Source organism: Kocuria sp. PD6, assembly GCF_031844145.1.
Classification (GTDB): Bacteria; Actinomycetota; Actinomycetes; order Actinomycetales; family Micrococcaceae; genus Kocuria; species Kocuria marina.
The window spans coordinates 88,075-110,863 of record NZ_JAUZUS010000002.1; the positions used below are offsets into that span (position 1 = coordinate 88,075).

Annotated in this window: 17 protein-coding genes; 10 read left to right on the forward strand and 7 right to left on the reverse strand. The window is 69.9% G+C overall.

The window, feature by feature from the left end:
* The first annotated feature begins 24 nt into the window (after window positions 1–24).
* The 3 genes from Q9R22_RS01980 (at window position 25) to Q9R22_RS01990 (ending at window position 4,760) form a co-directional block, all read left to right on the forward strand.
* Entirely contained in the window at window positions 25–2,688 is a 2,664-nt protein-coding gene (locus tag Q9R22_RS01980; RefSeq protein ID WP_131332135.1) for an excinuclease ABC subunit UvrA, read from the forward strand.
* 244 nt (window positions 2,689–2,932) lie between these two features.
* Window positions 2,933–4,255 (forward strand): VWA domain-containing protein, encoded by a 1,323-nt coding sequence (locus Q9R22_RS01985; RefSeq protein WP_131332134.1) that lies wholly within the window; start codon window positions 2,933–2,935, stop codon window positions 4,253–4,255.
* Window positions 4,256–4,631: 376 nt separating this feature from the next.
* The gene (locus Q9R22_RS01990; protein WP_276401450.1) at window positions 4,632–4,760 is read left to right on the forward strand and encodes a hypothetical protein; all 129 of its coding nucleotides are present in this window, start codon (window positions 4,632–4,634) and stop codon (window positions 4,758–4,760) included.
* Window positions 4,761–4,909: 149 nt separating this feature from the next.
* Here Q9R22_RS01990 and Q9R22_RS01995 read toward each other — a convergent pair whose 3' ends face one another.
* Window positions 4,910–8,518: a bifunctional proline dehydrogenase/L-glutamate gamma-semialdehyde dehydrogenase gene (locus tag Q9R22_RS01995; RefSeq protein ID WP_131332132.1), complete on the reverse strand. Its 3,609-nt coding sequence runs from the start codon at window positions 8,516–8,518 to the stop codon at window positions 4,910–4,912.
* Window positions 8,519–8,652: 134 nt separating this feature from the next.
* Window positions 8,653–10,743 carry a glycoside hydrolase family 15 protein gene (locus Q9R22_RS02000; protein ID WP_131332131.1) on the reverse strand — a complete coding sequence of 697 codons (2,091 nt, stop codon included), beginning with the start codon at window positions 10,741–10,743 and terminating at the stop codon, window positions 8,653–8,655.
* A 210-nt stretch (window positions 10,744–10,953) separates the two neighbouring features.
* Between Q9R22_RS02000 and Q9R22_RS02005 the strand changes: the two genes are divergently transcribed.
* The 3 genes from Q9R22_RS02005 (at window position 10,954) to Q9R22_RS02015 (ending at window position 12,815) form a co-directional block, all read left to right on the forward strand.
* Window positions 10,954–11,412, forward strand: a complete 459-nt coding sequence (locus Q9R22_RS02005; protein ID WP_131332130.1) for a DUF805 domain-containing protein — start codon at window positions 10,954–10,956, stop codon at window positions 11,410–11,412.
* A gap of 363 nt (window positions 11,413–11,775) precedes the next feature.
* Window positions 11,776–12,204 (forward strand): metal ABC transporter solute-binding protein, Zn/Mn family, encoded by a 429-nt coding sequence (locus Q9R22_RS02010; RefSeq protein ID WP_242670554.1) that lies wholly within the window; start codon window positions 11,776–11,778, stop codon window positions 12,202–12,204.
* A gap of 329 nt (window positions 12,205–12,533) precedes the next feature.
* On the forward strand, window positions 12,534–12,815 hold the full coding sequence (locus Q9R22_RS02015; RefSeq protein WP_193519133.1) for a hypothetical protein: 282 nt from the start codon (window positions 12,534–12,536) through the stop codon (window positions 12,813–12,815).
* Between the two features lie 39 nt (window positions 12,816–12,854).
* Here the strand turns inward: Q9R22_RS02015 and Q9R22_RS02020 are convergent, their stop codons facing one another.
* Window positions 12,855–14,705: an NAD(P)/FAD-dependent oxidoreductase gene (locus Q9R22_RS02020; RefSeq protein ID WP_131332129.1), complete on the reverse strand. Its 1,851-nt coding sequence runs from the start codon at window positions 14,703–14,705 to the stop codon at window positions 12,855–12,857.
* Between the two features lie 359 nt (window positions 14,706–15,064).
* Between Q9R22_RS02020 and Q9R22_RS02025 the strand changes: the two genes are divergently transcribed.
* The 4 genes from Q9R22_RS02025 (at window position 15,065) to Q9R22_RS02040 (ending at window position 18,462) form a co-directional block, all read left to right on the forward strand.
* Window positions 15,065–15,199 (forward strand): hypothetical protein, encoded by a 135-nt coding sequence (locus Q9R22_RS02025; protein WP_311253987.1) that lies wholly within the window; start codon window positions 15,065–15,067, stop codon window positions 15,197–15,199.
* 215 nt (window positions 15,200–15,414) lie between these two features.
* Window positions 15,415–15,732, forward strand: coding sequence for a metal-sensitive transcriptional regulator (locus Q9R22_RS02030; RefSeq protein WP_035960928.1), 318 nt, complete (start codon window positions 15,415–15,417; stop codon window positions 15,730–15,732).
* Between the two features lie 86 nt (window positions 15,733–15,818).
* Window positions 15,819–16,028 (forward strand): heavy-metal-associated domain-containing protein, encoded by a 210-nt coding sequence (locus Q9R22_RS02035; protein WP_131332128.1) that lies wholly within the window; start codon window positions 15,819–15,821, stop codon window positions 16,026–16,028.
* Window positions 16,015–18,462 carry a heavy metal translocating P-type ATPase gene (locus Q9R22_RS02040; RefSeq protein ID WP_311253988.1) on the forward strand — a complete coding sequence of 816 codons (2,448 nt, stop codon included), beginning with the start codon at window positions 16,015–16,017 and terminating at the stop codon, window positions 18,460–18,462. Before Q9R22_RS02035 ends, Q9R22_RS02040 begins: the two co-directional genes overlap by 14 nt.
* Window positions 18,463–18,604: 142 nt before the next feature.
* Here the strand turns inward: Q9R22_RS02040 and Q9R22_RS02045 are convergent, their stop codons facing one another.
* From Q9R22_RS02045 to Q9R22_RS02060, 4 genes are all read right to left on the reverse strand, one after another.
* Entirely contained in the window at window positions 18,605–19,054 is a 450-nt protein-coding gene (locus tag Q9R22_RS02045; protein ID WP_131332126.1) for a hypothetical protein, read from the reverse strand.
* Window positions 19,055–19,134: 80 nt separating this feature from the next.
* On the reverse strand, window positions 19,135–19,776 hold the full coding sequence (locus Q9R22_RS02050; protein WP_242670552.1) for a hypothetical protein: 642 nt from the start codon (window positions 19,774–19,776) through the stop codon (window positions 19,135–19,137).
* A 63-nt stretch (window positions 19,777–19,839) separates the two neighbouring features.
* The gene (locus Q9R22_RS02055; RefSeq protein WP_131332125.1) at window positions 19,840–21,504 is read right to left on the reverse strand and encodes a PLP-dependent aminotransferase family protein; all 1,665 of its coding nucleotides are present in this window, start codon (window positions 21,502–21,504) and stop codon (window positions 19,840–19,842) included.
* Window positions 21,501–22,673: an ATP-binding protein gene (locus tag Q9R22_RS02060; protein WP_131332124.1), complete on the reverse strand. Its 1,173-nt coding sequence runs from the start codon at window positions 22,671–22,673 to the stop codon at window positions 21,501–21,503. The genes Q9R22_RS02055 and Q9R22_RS02060 overlap by 4 nt, the downstream gene beginning before the upstream one ends.
* Window positions 22,674–22,789 lie beyond the last annotated feature (116 nt).

Here is a 22,789-nt window from a genome sequence, read left to right on the forward strand (position 1 = left end):
GAACCCCCGGGTAGCGTGAACCAGGTGACTACTGAACAGAACGACACCGCATCCTGGCAGCACGGCGTGGTGGTGCGCGGCGCGCGCCAGAACAACCTCCGGGACGTCTCCCTGGACCTGCCCCGGGACTCCATCGTGGTGTTCACGGGGGTGTCCGGCTCGGGGAAGTCGTCCCTCGCGTTCGGCACGCTGTTCGCGGAGTCGCAGCGACGCTACCTGGAGTCCGTGGCGCCGTACGCGCGGCGGCTGATCGACCAGGCGGGTGTCCCGGACGTGGACGTGATTGAGGGGCTGCCGCCCGCCGTCGCCCTCCAGCAGCAGCGCGGCGGGGGCGGAGCGCGCTCGGACGTGGCCACCGTGACCACGCTGTCGAGCCTGGTCCGGATGCTGTACTCGCGCGCCGGTTGGTACCCGCCGGAACAGGCCATGCTCTACGCGGAGGACTTCTCCGCGAACACCGTGCAGGGCGCCTGCCCCACCTGCCACGGGATCGGGCGGGTCTACGAGGTCACCGAGGACACCATGGTCCCGGACCCGTCGCTGACCATCCGTGAGCGCGCCGTCGCCTCCTGGCCCGTGGCGTGGGCGGGGAAGAACCAGCGGGACATCCTGGTCTCCCTGGGCTACGACGTGGACACCCCTTGGAAGGACCTGCCGAAGAAGGACCGGGACTGGATCCTCTACACCGAGGACCGCCCCACGGTGGGTGTGTACCGCGGGCTCACCCCGAACCAGACGCGCAGGGCCCAGCAGGAGGGTGTGGAGCCCACGTACCAGGGCACGTTCGTCGGAGCGCGGCGCTACGTGCTGGACACCTTCGCCAACGCGAAGAGCCCGAGCACCAAGAAGCGCGCGGCCCAGTACCTCACGAGCGAGCTGTGCCCGGAGTGCCACGGCAAGAAGATCAAGCACGAGTCCCTGTCCGTGACGTTCGAGGGCCTGGACATCGCCGAGTTCTCGCACCTGCCGCTCGCGCGCCTGGCGGAGATCGCGCGCTCCGTGACTGCCGAGGGCTGGACCCCCGGCGAGGCGCAGCACCTGGATGACCACGTGCTCGACGCCGAGGCCCGCGCCGCCTCCACCGCCTCGCGGGTCGCGGAGGGCGGTGCCTCGCACGACGCCGCCCCGGACGTCCGGCGCACCCCGAACCTCTCCGTGGAGAAGCGGGCCGCCGCGCAACGCCTCGCCGCGGACCTCGCGGCGCGGCTGCAGCCCATGATCGACCTGGGCCTGGGCTACCTCTCCCTGGACCGCACCACGCCCACACTCTCCGGTGGTGAGCGGCAGCGACTGCGGCTGGCCACCCAGCTCTCCTCCCAGCTCTTCGGGGTGGTCTACGTGCTCGACGAGCCCTCCGCAGGTCTGCACCCCCGGGACCTGGACGCGCTCATCGGGATCCTGCACGGACTCAAGGACCGCGGCAACAGTCTGTTCGTGGTGGAGCACTCCCTGACCGTGATCCACGAGGCGGACTGGCTCGTGGACATCGGCCCGGACGCCGGCGAGCGCGGCGGGCGGGTGCTCTACAGCGGTAAGCCGAACGGTCTCGCGGAAGTTCCCGAGTCTGCGACGCGCCGCTACCTCTTCGCCGAGCATGCGCCGTCGGCAGAGGCGCGCGAGCCCCGCACGCCCCAGGGGTGGCTGGAGCTCGAGGGCGTCACCCGCAACAACCTGCGCGGCCTGGACGTGAGCTTCCCCGCCGGGTGCCTCACCGCCGTCACCGGCATCTCCGGCTCGGGCAAGTCCAGCCTGGTCAGTCAGGCGCTGCCGGTGCTGGTGCGCGAGCGGCTGGGCCACGGCGGCCCGGAGGACACGGAGATCACCGGGGACCCGGAGGCGGACCTGCTGACGGCCGACGACGCCGCGGACGACGTGCGCGGGCACGTGGTCTCCCTGCCGGAGGGCGTGCGGCGCGTCGTCGTGATCGACCAGAAGCCCATCGGGCGCACTCCGCGCTCCAACGTGGCCACCTACACCGGTCTGTTCGACGCCGTTCGCAAGCTCTACGCGGCAACCGACGAGGCGAAACGGCGCGGTTACAAGGCCGGACGGTTCTCGTTCAACGTGGCCGGTGGGCGCTGCCCCACGTGCGAGGGCGAGGGCAGTGTGATGGTGGAGCTGCTGTTCCTGCCGAGCATCTACGCGCCCTGCCCGGACTGCCACGGCACCCGCTACAAGGCCGAGACCCTGGAGGTGCTGTGGCGGGAGCGCTCCGTGGCGGATGTGCTGGCCATGAGCGTGGACGAGGCGCACACGTTCTTCGAGGGCGAGGACGCCGTCCACCACACCCTGGGCGTGCTGCGGGACGTGGGACTCGGCTACCTACGGCTGGGCCAGCCCGCCACCGAGCTCTCCGGCGGGGAGGCGCAGCGGGTCAAGCTCGCCTCCGAGCTGCAGCGGGCCTCGCGCGGGGACACGCTCTACGTGCTGGACGAGCCCACCGCGGGACTGCACCCCGCGGACAGCGACCGGCTCATGAACCACCTGCAGGGGCTGGCAGACGCGGGCAACACGGTGGTCATGGCCGAGCTGGACATGCGCATGGTTGCCCAGGCCGATCACGTGATCGACATGGGCCCGGGTGCCGGCTCGGACGGCGGGCGGGTGGTTGTCGCGGGCACTCCCGCCGACGTCGCGGCGCACCCGGACAGCGCCACTGCACCGTACCTGCGGGCCGTGCTGGGCTGACCCGGCGGTCGGGCCGGGTGGTCTGCACGGGCAGGGGGATGGCCCGGCCCCAGCGGCGGCGCCAAACGGCGTCATGCCGCCGCGGCGTTGTCGAAACCTCGTAATGTTGTCCCCGGGGAAGACGTCGTGTGTGCCACCTCACCACGGCGTGGGGACGCACCGCGGCCGCATCACTGCGGGCAGCGGGCTGGCTGTGCACCACCGCCCGCAGGGGCCGTGACGCACGAGACGGGGGAACACCGAGATGACTGATCCTGGAACGCACCGGCGCCGCGGAGCGCACCGCGCCGAACGCCGCGGGCCGAGCGGAACGCTGCTGACCTTGCTGGCCCTGGGCCTGGTGGCCGTCCTGCTGCTGCTCGCCGCCGTCTTCCTGATCCCGCGCGGGGACGACGCCGCGAGCGAGAAACCCTCGGACGCGGCCTCGAGCGCCGCGTCCGGTGACGCGAATACGGCGGGTGGGGAGCCCGTCGTCGTCGCCCGCGCCAAGACCAGCGCGACCACCTGGTCCGCCGTGCTGCAGGACAGCAACGTGGAGCTGGGGCGCCCCCAGGAGGACGCCGGCACGCGCGAGCTGGTCTCCCGTGCGCTGGGCGAGGCCGAGAACGGGCGCGCGGATAAGGCCGCCACGGACGAGGCCCTGAAATTCCGTGCGCGCACGGAAGGCGACGCCGCGCCCGTGCGCAGTGCCGACGAGCGCCTCGAGCAGCTCGTCAAGCACTCCACCGCGGCGACCACCGCCAGCCCGAGCCCGCTGAGCCCCGCCCTGGCCGCGGGCGCGGCCTCCGGCGCCCCGCCGCGCAGCGCGACCGTGGTTTCTCGCGCGGAGTGGGACGCCTACCGCTCCCGTAACGCGGACACGGAGCTCGTGGCGAGCACCCCCGGTGACGACGCCCCCACCGCGAACGACGCCGCCCTGCAGCAGGCGCTCGCCCAGTGGCAGCACCTGGCGGAACCGTTCCACGCACTCGTGGCGATCGACGCCTCCGGGTCCATGGGCGAGAAGGTGGACCAGGACGGCTCCACCCGCATGGATCTGACGAAGGCCGCCGCCGCGACCGCCGTGGGGCTGTTCCCCGAGCACGACGCCCTCGGCCTGTGGACCTTCCAGCGGCACCTGGACGGGGACAAGGACTACCGCTCCCTCACCCCGGTGCGCGAGCTCTCCGCCTCGGTGGACGGCGGCACCCAGCGGGACCAGCTCTCCCGGGACGCGGAGTCCCTGACCTACGCCCCCGACGGCTACACCGGCCTGTACGACACCACCCTGGCCGCCTACCGCGAGGTGCTCCACGAAGACGCCCCCGGGCATCTGCGCACGGTGATCGTCCTGACCGACGGCATGAACCACGACCCCGGCTCCATCTCCCTCGACAACCTGCTCACCATGCTCAAGGACGAGCAGGACCCGGACAACCCCGTGCGCATCATCACCGTGGGCATCTCGAAGGACGCGGACGAGGACGTCCTGAAGCAGATCGCGGAGGCCACGGGCGGCTCCTCGCACATCGCCCGCACCCCGGAGGATATCCAGGACGTGTTCGTCAAGGCGCTCACGAGCGAGTGACCCGGTCCTCCGGCAAGCGCCAATCCCCATAGGACGAACAGAGGATCCCACAGGAGGGCATGGCCGAGAACCGCGGAGTCGGCCCAGGTCGAGTGCCCGAGAACCACCGAGCCCCATGCGCCCGCCGTGCCGGCTCCACCCCGCAGGAGCACCGCGGCGGCCCCGAGCCACGAGACCAACCGGATCCAGGCATGCATGGGGGCAGTGCGGTGATCCACCCATGGAATCACTGCTGCGGCAATCTGGCGCCCGCAATAGCGCCGAGCATCATGTGAAACTGCGGCCCTCCTTCACGCTGCATCTCCACGGTGGCAGTCCCCCAAGAGTGGCCGTTCGGCCAATGCTCCCGTGCCCTGGCACTCGGTACCGTGGAGACATGACTGCGCAGGTCTCACGACGGACCCGGCTCTACTTCCCCGGCGCCCTCCTGCTGGTGGCGGTGCTCGTGATGGTGGCCGGTGGGCTGACGTGGCGGCAGCAGAAGGAGAACACCAGGGGGCGGTGAATCTGAGGCGCGAAATGCCCCGGGGTCGGGAGCCGCACCGTGGGCCGGGGAGCGGCGCACCGGGACCGCCCCTCACGGCACGAGCCGCGCCACCGTGAATCGGGAGCGCGACTCGTGGTCGGTCAGGCGTCAGGGGCGACGCCACCGGGTCACCGCACCAGCTCGTCCACCACCCGCTGCATGGACTGGCTGTGGTTGCCGAAGCGGTGCATGGTGATGGACACGGCCTGCTCGGCCAGCATGTACATCATCTCCACGCGCCCGGCGCCCACCACGTCCTCGGTGATCAGGGCGATGTCCGGGTGCTCGGCGCGCACCGCGTAGAGGTCCTTGAGGTCCTCCTCGGAGCCGTCCCACGGGGAGATCACGCGGACGCGGGCGCCGTGGCGGACGTCGAGGGCGTCGTCGTCCAGGGCGCGCAGGTCCGAGAGCTGACCCAGCGGGCCCAGGGAACCGGTGCCCAGGGCGTGCGCGAACTCGGCGTCGGACGCCGGGTTCAGCACCGTGGCGAACAGCCCGTTCACGGCTGCGGGCAGCGAGTCCGCGGCGCTGAGGACCACCTGCGAACCCGAGCGCACGGCCGCGAGGCCCACGCGCAGGACGTCCGTGAGGGACGCCCCTTCCTGGGCGCGCACCACCACGGTGCGGGGGCGGTAGCGGAACATGTTGGCCTCGCTGAGCAGGGCCGTGGGGTCCTTGACCTGGCCGAACTCGCGCTGCCACTCGGACTGGTCGGACTGCGCGGCGCGGCGCAACCACACGAGGTCCTCGTCCGAGATCAGCGGGGTCACGGCGTCCAGTGCGCGGTGCACACGCGGGTCCAGAACCCACGCACCGGCCGCACCGCGGTCCGTGCTGGAGGACGAGAACCCGGCGCGCTTCCAGCGGCCCAGCGACGCCAGGTAGTTGGGGCCACCGGCCTTCGCGCCGAGACCCACGGAGGAGCGCTTCCAGCCGCCGAACGGCTGGCGCTGCACGATCGCACCCGTGATCCCGCGATTGACGTAGAGGTTGCCCGCCTGGACGGTGTCCACCCAGCGCAGGATCTCGTCCGCGTCCAGCGAGTGGATGCCCGCGGTGAGCCCGTAGTCCGTGGCGTTCTGCAGCTCCACGGCCTCCTCGAGGCTGTCCGCGGACATGAGCCCCAGGACGGGGCCGAAGCACTCGGTGAGGTGGAAGAAGGACCCCGGCTTCACACCGGTGCGGATCCCGGGACGCCACAACCGCCCGGTGTCGTCCAACTGCTTGGGCTCGATCAGCCATTCCTCGCCGGGTTCCAGCTGGGTCAGCGCCCGCAGTAGCTTGTCGCCGGGCTGTTCCACGGTGGGGCCCACGCTCGCCTGAAGGTTCACGGGCCAGTCCACGACCATGGAGGACGCCGCGTCCACGAGCTGACGGCGGAACCGCTCGGACGTGGCCACGGACCCCACGAGGATCCCGAGCGATGCCGCGGAGCACTTCTGCCCCGCGTGACCGAACGCGCTGGACACCAGGTTCCACACCGCCTGGTCACGGTCCGCGCTGGGCGTGATCACGAGCGCGTTCTTCCCGGAGGTCTCGGCCGTGAGGGGCCGCGCGGGATCCCACGACGCGAACAACTGCGCCGTCTCGTACGCGCCGGTGAGCACCACGCGCTCCACGTCCGGGTGGGAGATCAGCTGCTGACCGGCCTCCCCCTCCACGGGGGCCACGAGTTGCAGCACGTCCCGGGGCACACCGGCCTCCCACAGTGCTTCACACATGGCGGTGGAGCAGCGCCGCGATTCGGGGGAGGGCTTGTGGATCACGGCCGAGCCCGTGGCCAGGGGCGCCACCGTAGTGCCCGTGGGGATGGCCAGCGGGAAGTTCCACGGCGGGGTCACCACGGTCACGGCGTGCGGCACGAAGTCGCCGCCGTCCACGGCGGCCAGCTCGAGCGCGCGCCGTGCGTAGTAGCGGCAGAAGTCCACCGCCTCGGAGACCTCCGGGTCGCTCTGCCCCAACACCTTGCCGGTCTCCGCGCCGGCCACGGCCATGAGGTGACCGCGGCGCGCGGCCAGGATGTCCCCGGCGCGGTTGAGGATCTCGGCGCGCTCGCGAGCGGGCGTGGCGGCCCATCGCTGCCCCGCGGCCTTGGCGGTGGCGACGACGTCGTTCACGGCCTCGACCGCATCCCCCGAGTTCTCCTCGACGTCCCGCAGCAGCTCGGGGACCGCCAGCGATTCGTACCACTGTGGGTCCCCGATGCGTTCGGCGATCTCCTCCGCCCACTTCTGGTTGGCGGGGACGGAGACGTCCGTGTCCGGTTCGTTGCGGAACGGCTCGTCCAGAGGGATCGTGGGGGTCTCCCCCGCGGTTTCCGCGCAGCGGTCCTGCACGCGCCGCGGATCGAGCGCCTGGGGATCGTCCTCGAGGTCAGCGAGCGCCGCCCGGAACCGGGCCTCCTCGCGCTGGAAGACCCAGTTGTCCGGACCCAGGTCGAAAATCCCGGACATGAAGTTCTCGTTCGCGGAGTTCTCCTCAAGCCGCCGCACCAGGTAGGACACGGCGACGTCGAACTCCGCGGGCTTGACCGCCGGGACGTAGAGCAACAACTGGCCCACGTCCGTGGACACGGCCTCGCTCTGGGAGGTGGCCATGCCCTGGAGCATCTCGAACTCGATGCGGTCGGTGACACCGCGCTCCGCCGCGAGCAGGTGGGCGAACGCGATGTCGAAGAGGTTGTGCCCCGCGACCCCCAGGCGCATACCGCGCATGCGCTCGGGGTGGAACAGCCACGAGAGCACGCGCTTGTAGTTGGTGTCCGTGGCCTGCTTGGACTCCATGGTGGCCAGCGGCCAGCCGTGCATCTCCGCGTCCACGTTCTCCATGGCGAGGTTCGCGCCCTTGACCAGGCGGACCTTGATCTGTGCGCCGCCGTCCGCGACGCGCTGCCCGGACCACTCGGAGAGCCGCTGGATGGCGCCGAGGGCGTCTGGAAGATAGGCCTGGATGACGATGCCGGCCTCGAGGTTCTTCAGCTGGGGCTTGTTCAGCAGCCGCTGGAACACCTCGATGGTCAGCTCGAGGTCCGAGTAGACCTCCATGTCCAGGTTGATGAACATCTTGCCGGTGCCCTTGGTGGCCGCGGTCTCGTACAGCGGCAGCAACCGCTCGACCACGCGCTCGGCGGTGCGGTCGAAGCCCCAGTGGGACAGTTGCGGTACCACGGAGGAGACCTTGAGGGAGACGTAGTCCACGTCCTCGCGGCGCAGCAGGCCCTCGGCGTCCGCGAGGTGCTTCTTGGCCTCGTCCTCACCGAGCACTTCCTCGCCCAGCAGGTTGATGTTGAGCCGGTGCCCGTGCAACCGCAGGGCCTTGACGGACTTGCCGAACGGGCCGGGGCGGGCGTCCACGACCATGTGTCCCACCATTTGCCGCAACCGGGTCCGTGCCGCGGGGACCACCACGGAGGGCAGCATCCCGGACAGCGCCGTGCCCGCCTGGATCTGGGCCCGGTCCGTGGCGGGCATGGACTGCGGGGTCAACGTCGCGATGTCCTGCAGGGCCTTTGCCGCGGCCTTGGTGTCCTCGGTGCGGACGACGCGATCCACGAATCCCACCGTGAACTCCAACCCGTTGGGGTCCTGGAGCACGGCGGCCAGACGGTCCTCCGCGGGGTTCTTCTGGGTGTTCTTCCGCTGGTTCTCCTGAGCCCTGAGCAGCCACGTGCGCACGAGGTCCACGGCGGGATCGGCGAGGGCGTGAGGATCGGTTCCGGTATTGACGGTGCGTGCCATTGCAACGCCTCCAAAGTCTCGGCCCGGGAAGGGTGCCGAGGCACTCCCTCGGCCACCAGCCGAGTCTCACCGGGCCCGGCGTGGCTGGTCCTCACACGCTATCGTGATCCCCGCCACGGCGAAGAATCGCCGGCCTACGACCGATCGAGCTCCGTCTGCAGGATGTCCAGCACCCGGATGAGGTTCAGGTGGGCCTCCACCTGCGGGAAGTTGCCGGTGGCCCGGCGCTGGGACGGCGAATAGGTGGAGGGCAACAGACCCAGCTCGTTGGCGGTGCCGAGCACGAGATCCGTGAGCCGCGTGGCGTCCCCCGTGTGACCGCACAGCGCCAGCTGCTCGGCCAACTGCAGGGTCGCGGACACGGATGGCACCGACTGCCCCGCGAAACCGTCCTGACCGATCGAGGACGCGAACGCCTCGGCGTCGTCCAGGTCGGTGAGCTGCGGGAGGTTGCGGTAGCGGTGCAGCAGCCCCGATCGGTCCGTGAGCTCCTTGCGGATGCGCGCCACGGTGCCGAACATGCGTTCGTCGTCGTAGGCCACGAAACCCACCGTGGGCAGCTGCAACAGGGAGGCGTCCACGTCCGTGGAGCCGTAGTACTGCACGAACGAACCCACCTGGGGGTCGTAGCCGTTGGTCCAGATCTCGTGCGCGAGCTGGTCCCGGTGTTCCTCCCACGTCTCCACGTCCCCGGGCAGCCCGTGGATCCGCACGGCGTCCACGCCGGCCTGCAGCGCGGCCCACATCATCACGCGCGAGTGCGTGTAGTACTGGAGTTCGCCGCGCATCTCCCAGACGCCCTGGTCCTTCTCCTCGTAGTTGGCCACGACGGCGCGCAGCAACGCCTGCTGCAACGGCCAGGACAGGTGGTCCTCCTGCACGCCGCGCCGGCGCAGCATCTCGAACACCCGCAGCACGTGACCGGCCACGTCCGCCTGGTAATGGTTGCCGGATGCGTTGCCCTCGCGCACCGGGCGCGATCGCTCGTAACCCGGCAGGTCCACGAGGCGTTCGCGGATCTGTCCGGAGCCGTCCAGCGTGTAGATGTTGGAGGGGTTGTCCACGTCCCCGGCCACGGCGCGCAGCAACCAGTTGCGCAGTTGCGCGGCCTCCCGGTCGTGGCCGTGGTCCAGCATGATCTCCAGCGCGGAGGCCACGTCCCGGGGCCACGCGTGGCGGTGGTCCCAGTTGCGTTCCCCGCCCAGCACCTCCGGCACGGACGTGGTGTCCGCGGCGATCAGTCCGCCCGTGGCCTGGTGCATGAGCCCGCGCACCACGAGCAGGCTGCGGCGGATGATGTCCTCGGGGGCATCCTGGCTGCTCGTGAAGTGCACCGTCTCCTGGGCGTCGGCGTCCGCCGGGCGGTCCCCGTGGCGCCCCACGTCCCGGCCGGACGCGGGCTCGCCCGCGTTTCTTCTTTCCGCCGACGACGCCGCCCACGCGCCGTCGTCACCGTCCTCCGGGAGTTCGGGGTCCGCGGTGGGGTCCGTGAGCGGATCGTATGGTTCGTACAGATCCGTCCACTCCTGCCACAGGTTCAGCGTGGCCGTGAGGGTCTCATTGACGTCCACCGCTTCCGGCGGGACGCCGTGGGACGGGAACCACGTGAGCGTGAAGTCCCTGGTCTGGCCTGCGGCCACCGTGAAGGAGCCCGCATGGCGCCGCTTGCTGCGGTCCGGGTCCGCCTCCGGCAGCGGGTCACCGTGGAACACCACGGAATCGGGGCCGGCCATGCCCACGAGCACGGACTCCGCGACCGCGCCCTCCTCCGATTCCTCCTCAAGCACGTCGAAGCGGCTCAGCCACGGGACCGACGAGCCGTAGTTGAAGCGCAGCCGCAGGTCCTGGAACATCTCGACCTCGCCCGTGAGGCCCTCCACCCGGCGGATCAGTTCCGTGCGGGAGTTCAGGGGCATGAAGTCCGTGACCCGCACCGTGCCGGTGTCCGTGGTCCACACGGTGTGCAGCACGAACGTGTTCTCCGCGTAGAACCGCTCCACCGCGGTGACGCCGGGCAGGGAGAGGTCCACAGCGGCGTCATCGTTGACCGCGCAGTACGGCGCCAGCAACCAGCGGCCGTGGTCCGGGGTGCCCAGCAGCGCCGCGAACAGCGCGGGCGAATCGAAGCGCGGGACGCACCACCAGTCCACCGAGCCATGACGGGAGACCAACGGCCCGCTGCGCATGTTGGAGAGCAGGGCGTAGTCCTCGATCTTGGAAGCCATGGACCCAGAATCCCATAAACGCCCCCGGCGGCTCACGCCGCACGGAACTCTGGCCGTTCGGCCAGTGCCCGCTGGGCGGGCGCCCGATACCGTGGATGCTCCATCCGGTTCCGTCCGACGGCTCCGGGGCCCGGGCCCCCTCGGCCCGGCGGACGCCACCGCGAGCGATGCAGGAGGACACCACCTGTGACCATGCCCTACAAGCCAGCAGTGTTTCGCGCCACCCAGCCCGGCGAGCGCGTGGGCCCCCTGAAGGCCCTGCGCAACTTCTTCGGCAGGGGCTTCCAGTTCTCTGGCCGCGCATCCCGTTCCGACTACTGGTGGATCGCCTTGTACGCCGCGCTGCTGTCCTGGGGCGGCCAGCATGCGGACGAGCACGATTACTTCAGCGGACCCCTGACCGACGGACCCGAGTGGATCGCCGTGGTCTACCTCCTCCTGGCCCTCGCGCTGCTGGCTGCTGCGATCCTGTGCGTGGTCTTCGGGATCGCGCTGTCCGTCCGGCGACTGCACGACGCCAATCTCTCCGGGCTCTGGTACCTCCTGATCCTGGTCCCCTTCCTGGGCGCTCCGGCACTGCTCATCCTGGCGCTGTTGCCCCCGGACCCGAGGGGCGTGCGCTTCGACAACCAGCTCCTGCCGCAGGCACCGGGCGCGGGCTCTCGCTGAGCGGTTTCCTCAGCCACAGCACGTGGACGCGCACGGGCCCGGCAGCACCATGCGGCCAGTGCCTCCCCACTGCCACCCGGTGGCGCCACACCTCGCAGCGCGTGCCCAGCACCCGCCCCGCCCCTCAAGTTCGGCACACCGAATATGTACGATTCAACATGGCGGAGATCCACGACTACGAGCCCACCCTCACGGACGTGGGCAAGGCGTCCGGTGCCTAGCTGGTCCTGGACAACGGGCTCAGCCTGGAGGGCTGGCTCGGGCAGTTCGTGGCCTCGGCCAACGTGCCGCACGCGGTGGTCTCTGAGGGTGTTCCCACGGTGGACATCGCGGACCAGCCCGGAACACCCAATCCCCACCTGGATGAGCCCCACGAACGGGCAGCGCTACGTGGACACCATCGCGACCGCCCTGAGCGACCTCGATCCCGAGCACGCCGCGCAGTTCCGGGAGAACGGCGACAGGTACAAGGAGCAGCTGGACGAGGTCCGCGCGGACCTACGGGAACGGCTGGACCGGGTCCCCGCGAACCAGCGCGCACTGCTCACGTGCGAGGGCGCCTTCTCCTACTTCGCGCGGGACGCCGGACCGAGCGAGCATTACCTCTGGCCCGTGAACTCCGAACAGGAGGCGGGTCCACAGGAACTGCACTCGGCGATCGACACCGTGCCGCAGAACCACGTCCCGGCGGTGTTCTGCGAGTCGACCGTCTCGGACCGCCAGATGCAGCAGGTGGTCGAGGCCACGGCCGAGGTGGTGACGGGGTCCTCGGACCACTCCCCCAGGTTCTAGATGGCCCGCAGGTAGTTCTGGTGGCTCACCGAGAGCTTCGCGACCGACATGGTGGGAGACTCTAGCAAGGCAGAGAACCTCTCACCGAGCAACCGGACGTCATGCAGGCGCTCCACGGTGCGTCCTGGCGCGGGAAGTTTATGTCGTGTGCATACACTCCGGTAGACCACCCGCTTGGGTGGACGTCACACTACCCTGTCACCGCCCCGCCAGGCGGTTTACAGGTGGAGCGGAGGGCCTACCTGCTGCCCCCTCATGAACCGACGTCGAGCCCCCTCGGGACGACCGCCGTCGACCCCTCTTCCCCCGTTCCCGCCCGCGTACCGGGCGTGCCGCTCGACGCCGTGGCCCGCGCCGCCACGAGGGGCATCCAGATCTACCCCTCCGTGGCCTCCGCGCAGTTCAGCATCACTGGCAGCCCTCGGGCCCCCGAGCTCACGGTCACGCTGGTCTTCACTCCCGCCCTGGAGAACCAGCGGATCAAGGACGAGATCCGCTACGAACTCATCCCGGGGCTGGAAGTCATCATCGGCGCCCCGTTCGCCCGGGTGACGCTGGACTACACGGATGCAGCGCCCGCCCTCACCCCGGCGCCCGAGACCACCGCCTGACGGAGTGGCGGGAGCCGCCCTTTGACCCTTTTCTCGCGGTCACCGCACATGGTGCGATTCCTGCAGCTGATAGACGGGCGTGTCCATCCCCAGCTCCCGGGCCTTGAGCTGCAGCGCGAGGTACTTCGAGTAGTGGCGGGACTGGTGCAGATTGCCGCCATGAATCCACAACTGCGGCACCGCTGTGGGCTTCCACATGTTGCGCAGCTCCCCTTCCCAGGGACCGGGGTCGCGGGTCGTGTCCGAGCCGTACCCCCAGCACTTGCCCACCGCGTCGGCAACCTCCGGCGAGACGAGATCCGCGAGCCACGCGTTCATCGATCCGTACCCGGTCGCATAGACGAGCAGGTCCGCGGGAACCAGCCGGTCGCCGTCGATGACCACCCCCTCCGGCACGATCTTGGTGACCTGACCGCGCTCCAGCTGGATCCGGCCGTCGATGATCAGCTGCGATGCACCCACGTCGATGTAGTACCCGGATCCGCGCCGCAGGTACTTCAAGAACAGGCCTGAGCCGTCCTCGCCGAAGTCCAACTCGAAGCCGGCGTCGGTGAGCGCACGGTAGAAGTCCGCGTCCCGCTCAGCCATCTGCTCGTACACAGGAATCTGCGCAGCCGGCAGCAGCCGGTACGGCCACGAGGCGAAGAGCATGTCGGCCTTCTCCGTGGTCACCCCGTTCTCCAGGGCCTCCTCCGAGTAAAGCGCGCCCAGCGCCAGCTCCCGCAGGGAGTCGCTGCGGGAGATGTGCGTGGAGGAACGCTGGATCATCGTGACCTCGGCGCCCTTCTCCCACAGGGCTGCCGCGATGTCGTGGGCCGAGTTGTTCGACCCGATGACCACAGCGTGCCTGCCCTCGACGTCCTCTTCACCACCCGTGAACTCGGAGGAGTGACCCTGCCACCCGGCGAAGTCGTCGGCGCCCTCGAAACGGGGGATGTTCGGGTAGCCGGAGACACCCAGCGCGAAGACGAGTTGGGTGGGGTGCAGGATGACCTCCTCGCCACGGCGGTCCACCCGCACGGTCCACGTGCCCGCGCCCTGGTCGAACTGCGCGCCCAGGCACCGTGTGCCAGCCCAGTAGTCGAGTTCCATGATGTCCACGTAGTGCTCGAGCCAGTCCCCCATCTTGTCCTTCGACGGGAAGATCGGCCAGTCGTCGGGGAAGGGCAGGTAGGGCATGTGGTCGTACCAAACCGGGTCGTGCAGGTGCAGCGACTTGTAGCGTTTGCGCCACGAGTCACCCGCCCGCTCGTTCTTCTCGACGACAATCGTCGGCACGCCGACACGTCGCAGCCGCGCGGCGAGCCCGATGCCACCCTGACCCCCGCCGATGATCAGCACGTATGGCTGCTCGTCGAAACCGAGCCGGGCGTCCCGCTCCGCCCGGGACTCCTTCCACGTCTTGCGTCCCCGGGTGATCTCGTGGGTGACGCCGAGCTCACGGCGGGGGCCCTTCTTCTCCTCGTGCCCCGTCAGTTCCTGCAGGGTGGTCAGCAGTGTCCAGCAACGCCCCTCCACGAGCCTCAGGTGAGCCCAACCACGCCCGGCGGCGGTCATGAAGTTGAGCCATGCCTCTGCGTTCTCGGCCGTGCCCGATGCGGGCTCGGCGAGCTGCCAATCGTGCGGATCGACCGTCGGCAGCTGGGCCTGGAGCATCGCCGCGATCTCATCGATGCCTTCGAGCGTCTTGAGGTTCCATGTGAATGCCACGAAGTCACGCCAGTAGCAGTCCTCGGCGAAGAGTTCCCGCAACGCGTCCTCGTCGTGCGCACGGAGGGCCCGGTCGAAGGCGGCGAGCCACTTCTCGACGGCGCTGCTGGCCGCCTGCGGATCGTCACTCCCTGCGGAGCTCTCGCCGGGATCGGTTGCATGATCGTGGGTCTGAGTCATGTCACTTCCTAATGTGGCTGAGCTATGATTTGTGTCACACTAGCGCGCTTCACCCGCCGACAACACCGGGCAGGACGAAAGCCCTGGGTCGCCACGATCTCCAGCGATCCGGTCTGCCGACCGCGCGTCCGGATCTGCGAGTGGATGACGACGCCGCCGCCCGCACCGTGAAGCCCCATGGCACCAAGGCGTGCAGAGGCCTGCCTCCCAGAACACGGGAGCCTCGAGGTTGGCCCGGGCGGCCCCCACTGCACGTCGGCACCGTTGACCGCCCCGGTAACGTGGGGGTTTTTTGCATAACGAGCCCCTCCGGCCCATCGGCAGGGAAGCGAGAGGCGGAACGGACAATGGTCGGCATCGTGCTGTACATCATCGAGGGCGCGCTCTTCTACTGCTCCAGCCGCCTCGTCATCGCGGCGATCGTGGCCACATACCGGCACAACGGGGCCGTCGTGCGACGAGATCACACGAAGGCCGGTGCGCCCCCGGCCTGACTCCGGCGGTCACGCCAACGACCCTCACGCCCGCCAGCCAACAGTCCCCCATGGACCCCGCCCGCCCTGAGACCCGCCGGGCGCGCGCGGCCACCGCCACGGCCAGCACAACCGAGATGACCGACCTGCTGCGCACCTCGATGCGCACCGTCCTGCACCCGCACGTGTCCACCACCACATTGCGACAATACCCCCATAGGGTATAATTTGGACCCATGAGCAGCCCCGAGACCCCCACCCGCGGGTACACCCAGGACAAGGCGGCCTACGCCCGGCGTCTCAAGCGCATCGAAGGTCAGGTGCGCGGTGTGCAGCGGATGATCGATGAGGACACCTACTGCATCGACGTCCTCACCCAGATCTCCGCCATCCAGTCCGCCCTGAAATCCGTGAGCCTGGGGCTCATGGAGGAGCACCTGGGTCACTGCGTCAAGCACGCCGTGGAGGCCGCCCACGACTCCGGGGACACCTCGGACATGGACGCCAAACTCGCGGAGGCCAACGCCGCGATCGCGCGGCTCGTCAAGAGCTGAGCGGGCGCCGTCGGCCCATGCCGCGGCTACCAGGACTTCGGGCCGTACAGCCCGGCAAGAGAATCACGAGCATCGAGGAGAATCCCATGAACACCACCGTCAACGTTTCCGGCATGACCTGCGGACACTGCGTCGCCTCCGTGAAGGAGGAACTGGCCGAGGTCCCCGGCGTCACCTCCGTGGCCGTGGACCTCAACGCCGGCGGCGTCTCCCCCGTGACCATCGAAAGCTCGCGCGAACTGACCTCGGACGAGATCTCCGCGGCTGTGGAAGAGGCCGGGTATGCCATCGTCTGAACCGGCCATTGCCGAGCCGCAGGTGCACGGGCCGCTGCGTGATCTGGATCTGCGGATTACGGGCATGACGTGCGCGTCCTGCGTTGGGCGGATCGAACGGAAGCTGCGCAAGATCGACGGCGTGGATCCCGCGGTCAACCTGGCCCTGGAGTCCGCGTCCGTCAAGGTCCCCGGAGACGTCTCCGACGAGCAGATCCTGGACACCATCCGCAACGCCGGTTACGGCGCCGAGATCACGGGTGGGGACCGCGTGCAGCGGGCCTCCGCTCCTGCCGAAACGCCCAGACAAGCCGACGACGCCGCTCACGCGGGTACGCGGGGCGGGGCGTCATCGGCACTCGGGACGACCGACGCATACCCCCGCGGGCATGCGTCCTCGGAGACAACCCCCGAGCGAACCGCCGAGGAGACCCTGCGGGCCGAGAACGAGCACCGGGATCCCGCGCTCGAGACCACCCCCGCGCAACGGCGGATGAGCGACCTCAAGAAGCGGTTCATCGTGGCCGCGGTCTTCTCCGTGCCGGTCTTCGTGATCTCCATGGTCCCCGGCGCGCAGTTCTCCCACTGGGGCTGGGTGGCCGCGCTGCTGACACTGCCCGTGGTCACGTGGGCGGCCTGGCCTTTCCACAAGGCCACCGCCGTGAACGCGCGCCACCTTTCCACGACCATGGACACCCTGGTGTCCCTGGGCGTGACCGCGGCCTACCTGTTCTCGCTGGGCCACCTGCTCGTGGAGCCGGACATGACCGCCCATGCCCATCCAGACATGGCCATGGACATGTCCAGCCACCAGTTGTACTTCGAGTCCGCGGCCATCATCACCACGTTCTTGTTGCTGGGCCGCTGGCTCGAAGCGCGCGCCAAATCCCGTTCGGGTGAGGCACTCAAGGCGTTGCTGGATCTCGGCGCGCAGCAAGCCACCGTGGTGGATGAGGACGGCACCGAACGCACGGTGCCCGTGTCCGAGCTGCGCGTGGGGGACACCTTCACGGTGCGCCCGGGCGAGAAGATCGCCACGGACGCCCTGGTCGTGGAGGGCGAGTCCGCCGTGGACGCCTCCATGCTCACCGGGGAATCCGTTCCCGTGGAGGTGGGCCCGGGGGATGAACTCACGGGTGCCACCGTGAACACCACGGGTCGTCTGCTGGCGCGGGCGACCCACGTGGGTGCGGACACCGTGCTCGCCTCCATGAGCCGAACCGTGGCGCGCGCGCAGGCCACCAAGGCCCCCGTGGCGCGTCTCGCGGACCGGATCTCTGCCGTGTTCGTGCCCGTGGTCATGGGTATCGCGGTGCTGACCTTCGCGATCTGGTGGCTCGTGTCCGGGGAACTGAACCAGGCGTTCGTCGCGGCGGTCTCCGTCCTGGTGATCGCGTGCCCGTGCGCCCTGGGTCTGGCCACCCCCACGGCCATGCTGACCGGGACCGGGCGCGGCGCTCAGCTGGGCATCCTGATCACCTCCGCGGAGGTACTGGAGGACACCCGCTCGGTGGACACCGTGGTACTGGACAAGACCGGGACCGTGACCCACGGGGACATGGCGGTGACCACCGTGACGCCGGTGAACTCGTGGTCGCGGGATCAGGTGCTGGATCTGGCCGCGGCCGTGGAGAGCTACTCCGAGCACCCGATCGCCCAGGCGATCACCGCAGCCACGCCCCACCGCTACGAGGTCTCCCGCTTCGAGTCCGCCCCGGGCGGCGGCGTCAAGGGGTACGTCCCGGACGGCATGAACGCGCGCGCCGTCGTGGTGGGCCGGGAATCCTGGCTCACCCAGAACGGGATCCGGCTGACCGCGGACGAGTCCGAGGCCCTGCGCCGCGCCCGCGAGGACGGTTTCACCACCATCCTCGTGGCCGTGGACGGGCGCGTGGCCGGGTTCATCGACCTGCAGGACACCGTGAAGGACGAGGCCCCGGCCGCGATCGCGGAACTCCAGCGGCTCGGGCTGCGCCCGGTGCTGCTCACGGGGGACAATGCCGCCGTGGCCCGTTCCGTGGCCGCCCACGTGGGGATCGCCCCGGAAGACGTGATCGCGGACGTCACCCCGGACGGCAAGGTCCAGGCCGTGGAAGAGCTGCAGTCGCAGGGCCGCGTGGTGGCCATGGTGGGTGACGGCGTCAACGACGCCCCCGCCCTGACCCGCGCGGACCTGGGCATCGCCATGGGTTCCGGCACGGATGCCGCCATGCAGGCCGCGGACATCACCGTGGTGCGCAGTGACCTCACGGCCATCCCGCTGGCGATCAAGCTCTCCCGGCAGACGCTGCACATCATCAAGTCCAACCTGTTCTGGGCGTTTGCCTACAACACCGTGGCCATTCCGGTGGCGGCCCTGGGGTTGTTGAACCCCATGATCGCCGGCGCCGCCATGGCCTTCAGCTCGGTGTTCGTGGTGCTGAACTCGTTGCGACTGAAGCGGTTCGCGCGCTGACCAGCCGGTCGCACGGCCGCCCAGCACGGGTCACGCGACCAGAGCCGCACGGCACGGGTGACACGGCGTAAGAAAGCGAGGCCCCGGGGAACCACTGGTTCCCCGGGGCCTCCGCTCTCTATAGGAGCCCTGATCCCTGCGGTCAGCGAGCGCTCGAGCCCGGCTCCTCGCCCTTGGTGTCCGGGCGCACGCGCTGGCCGAACTGGGGTTCGTCGGTGGTTGCCGCCCCCGCGGCACCGCCGGTACCGGACGACGTCGTCCCCGAGCCTTCCCCGCGCGCCTGTTCGGCCTGCCGGCGGGCCTTGTTCTCCGCGTACAGCTTGGCGGAGGACCGGTTCACGCCCGTGCCCTGACCGAGCTCTTCCGCGTTGGGCTTCTCGAGCAGCATGAGGGTCGCGCACACCACCACGGAGGCGATGAACGCGATGCCCGCCGCGATCAGGCCCAGGCCCACGCGGGCGGCGTTGTCCGTGCCGCCCGCGGCCACCACGGACACCACCACGAAGGCCACGACCGCCAGAACGGCCGAGATGATCAGAGGCCCCTTGATATCGGTTCTGCGCCGGCCATTGTGCTCAGTGCGCTGGGCCACGTGATTCCTCCTGGCGGTGGTCGGGGTGTGGGGCGGGGGTAGGGAATCCGCCCGCGAGTTCAACGTGTCAGTCTACGCGTTCAGGCCGTACGGCCCGGGTCCGTCAGGGCCTTGTCCGCTGCGCGCGCATCGTGGCGCAGGCTCAGTGCGGCGATGAGCTGGGTGACGCCGATGATGATGGCCGCACCGCCCACCACACCAAGTTCCGCCTTGGTTCCGAGGGTCTCCACGAGCACCATGCCCATGGCCGCGAACACGGTCACCGCGCCGCACAGCGTCCAGTCACGACCCATCGGGAACTGCCCGCGGAAACGCATGCCCAACACCAGTTCGGTGATCCCGCACAGGCCCAGGATCACGGCGGAGAACAGGACGAAGAGCCAGTCACTGCTCGCGACCACCGCGGTGAGCACACCGCCCAGGACGTACAGCACACCGTAGGACTGCGGGATGTTCCGGCTCGGGCCCAGGTCCACGTCCTCGCGGCGGTTCAGGCGCAGCTGCAGGAAGATCGCGGAGACGCCCGTTCCCACCAGGAAGAACGCCATGACCCACCGGCCCGTCCCGAGGGACGGTTCCTGCCAGAAGACGGTCACCGCCGCGAAGATCAGCGCCACCACGGCGCGCAGCAGGGTGGGTCCCCACAGGTCGTGGCGCACGTCGGCCCCGCGGGACCTGCCGCGGTCCTGCCCGCCGTGCGGTGCGGAAATCTGTTGGGGCACGCCGAGAACTCCTGAATCTGCCGGGGATGTCCCGCCCAGTCTAACGAGCTTCCCTGGACGGGTTCAGGGCTCGCCCAGCACCTCCCGCAGCATCCGGGCACCGCGTTCCACGTCCCGGTCCGGCGCGGTCAGGCCCAGCACCACCCCGCCCCGTTCGTCGGGTCCCCGGTCCGCTTCCGTCAGCGACGACGACGCCCCTGCCCCACCACGTTCACCACCCTTGCGGCCCTGCCCCGTCCAGTACGCACCCAGGGCACCCACGAGGACCCCGCGGCGTCGTGCGCGCTCGATCGCGGCGTCCTCGTCCGGGACGGTGAGCACCGCGTGGGCACCGCCGGCCATGGGCAGAACGCTCACGTGCGGGAGGTCGCCGAGGACGTCGGAGAGCAGCGAGCGGCGTCGTCGGAAGGAGCGGCGCATCCTGGCCGTGTGGCGCTGGAACTCCCCCGAATCCATGAACCGCGCGAGCGCTTCCTGGGCGATGAGCGAGACGGGCGAACCCAGCTCCGCACGCGTGCGTTCGAGGTCCGGGAGAAGGGAATCCGGGGCCACGAGGTGCCCCACGCCCACGGAACTGCCGAGCACCTTGGCGAAACTGCCCAGGGTCACCACGGTGTCCCGGGCGGTGTCCAATGCCCCGAGGGCGGGCAGGGGTTGGGCGCTGTGGCGCAGTTCGGAGTCGTAGTCGTCCTCGAGTACGAGCGCGCCGTGCTCACGGGCCCACGCGAGCAGTTCCATCCGGCGCGTCACGGGCATGGTCCCGCCCAGCGGGTACTGGTGTCCGGGCGTGAGCACGATGGCGTCCGGCGCGGGGGCGACGTCCCACCGCCCCGCCGCGCCCCACCACCCGCTGGGCAGATGCTCGGGCACGAGACCGTGCTCGTCCACCCCCACCGGCAGGGCGATGTGCCCGAGCGCGCGCACCACACGACGAAGCGCGGGGTACCCGGGATTCTCCACGGCCACGCGCAGCCTCCTGCCGCGCGCGAGCCCCAGCACCCGCAACGCGAGCTGCAACCCGTCCCGCACGCCCGCGGTGACGAGGATGTCCTCGGGAGAACGCACGATCCCGCGATTGAGCCGCAGGTAGTCCGCGAGGTGGTCCCGCAGATCGGTACGCAGCGTGCGCCCCGTGGCGACGCCGCTCGCCGCGTCCCGCCACGCCCCGCGCCACGCGGGGGTGTCCAGGGACGTGATGGTGCTCTTCCCAGGGCGCAGGTCGATCATCTCGGGCCGCACCGCGGACCGACGGGCCGTGCGCTGCGAAGGGAGCGCGGGCGACGTCGTCGGGGCGGGAATGCCCGCGGCCGGTATGTCAGCACGAGGCGGCGTGGGGGTGGGATGCTGTCCGGCGCGGGGCGACGCCGCGGCGTCGCCCCCGGGCACCGGGCCGGACGGGCGGGCTCGAGGAGCATCGGCGGTCGCAGCGGCAGCACGGGCAACGGGCCCTGTATCGCGCCGCATGTCCAGATGCGGGGTGATCCGCGTGGCACCGCGATCGGCCACGAGGTAGCCCTCACCCGCGAGGACGTCCCACGCGGACGTGACCGTTCCGCGCGAGATTCCCAACCGGGCGGCCAGGGCCCGGGACGAGGGCAGGGGGTCGCCCGGGCGCAGCACCCCGCGCGCCACGAGCTCGCGGATCTGCCGCACGAGCTGCTCCCCCAGACCCGTGCTCGCGGTGCGATCGACGGTCAGGGGGAGGTCGGTGTCCCTGGCGTGCCTCATTCCCGGGACTGCCGGGCGATGAAGCCGGCCATGCCGGGAACGGTGAACGCCACCTGACCGTGATCGGGAGCGTAGATCATCCCCTTCTGGATCAGTTGCGCTCTTGTAGGGCCCAGGCTGCTGGCCTTGGTACCGAGCCGGGCTGCGAGTTCACCCGTGCGGGAGGGGCCCGCACCGTCCACCGCCATGACGCTCATGTACTCGCGCTCCTTGGGCGTCGCCCTGCCCCAGCGGGCCGGGAAGAATCCGGAGTCCAGTTGCGCCCACCCCTTCTCGATGGCCACCCTCGAGTCCTCGACCGTGAACGGCGTGGTCGGCGCGACTTCCCACACTGCTTTCCCGAACTCCTGGATGAAGTACGGATAACCACCCGACGCCGCGACGATGGCGTTCAGCGCCTCGGTGTCGAATTCGGCGCCCACGTCCTTGGCCGGGCGTGCCACCGCGTATCGCGCTTGCTCCGGGTCCAGCGGTCCGATGACCCGGTAGTCGAAGAGTCTTTCCGCATAACTGCGTGTGGCGCTCAGGATCGTGGGAAGGTTCGGTAGACCGGCGCAGATCACGTAGAACGGCCAGTCACGCTGGCCCGCGATGTGCTGGACCGTGACGATTGCGCTCATCATGTCCGGGTCCAGGTCCTGCATCTCGTCGATGAACAGGCCGAATGCGCTGTGCTGTGCCTTCAGTGGTTCGCTGAGATCCTCGACCAGCTCTTCCAGATCGATGTCGATCCGCCCGGACTGCGCGCGTACGGGATGAAGATCGACACTGGCCGAGACACCGCTCGTCCCCACGGAGACACTGAAGGACTGGATGGTCGTGAGCGCATCAGCGAAGAACTGACCGGGGTGACGGCCGAGATGACGCCGAGCCGCCACCACGAGTTCCCGGGCGAACCTGTCTCTCACGTCCTGCCTGCCCCGAGCCTCCGGCCGCCCCTCCAGCTGGACGGTGAGCCAGCCGTGATTGTCCGCGTGCGCACGCAGGACGTTGAGCAGAACGGTCTTTCCGACTCCCCGTAGACCCGTGAGCACCATGCCCCTGTTGGGGCGGTGGAGCTTGGCGCGCGCGATCATGAGGTCGAAGGCGGAAATCTCTGCCTCCCGGCCACTGAGCACCTTGGGACGCAGCCCGGATCCGGGGCTGTAGGGGTTGGCTGCGAGGTCCATGTACCGAAGTGTAAAGCGTTATATGAATATTTTTATACTTACTTAGATTTCGATAGCGTCTCGATCGACGGCTGCCAGAGGCCGCGGATTAAGTGCCGGTCGTTGCGTAAGTGGAC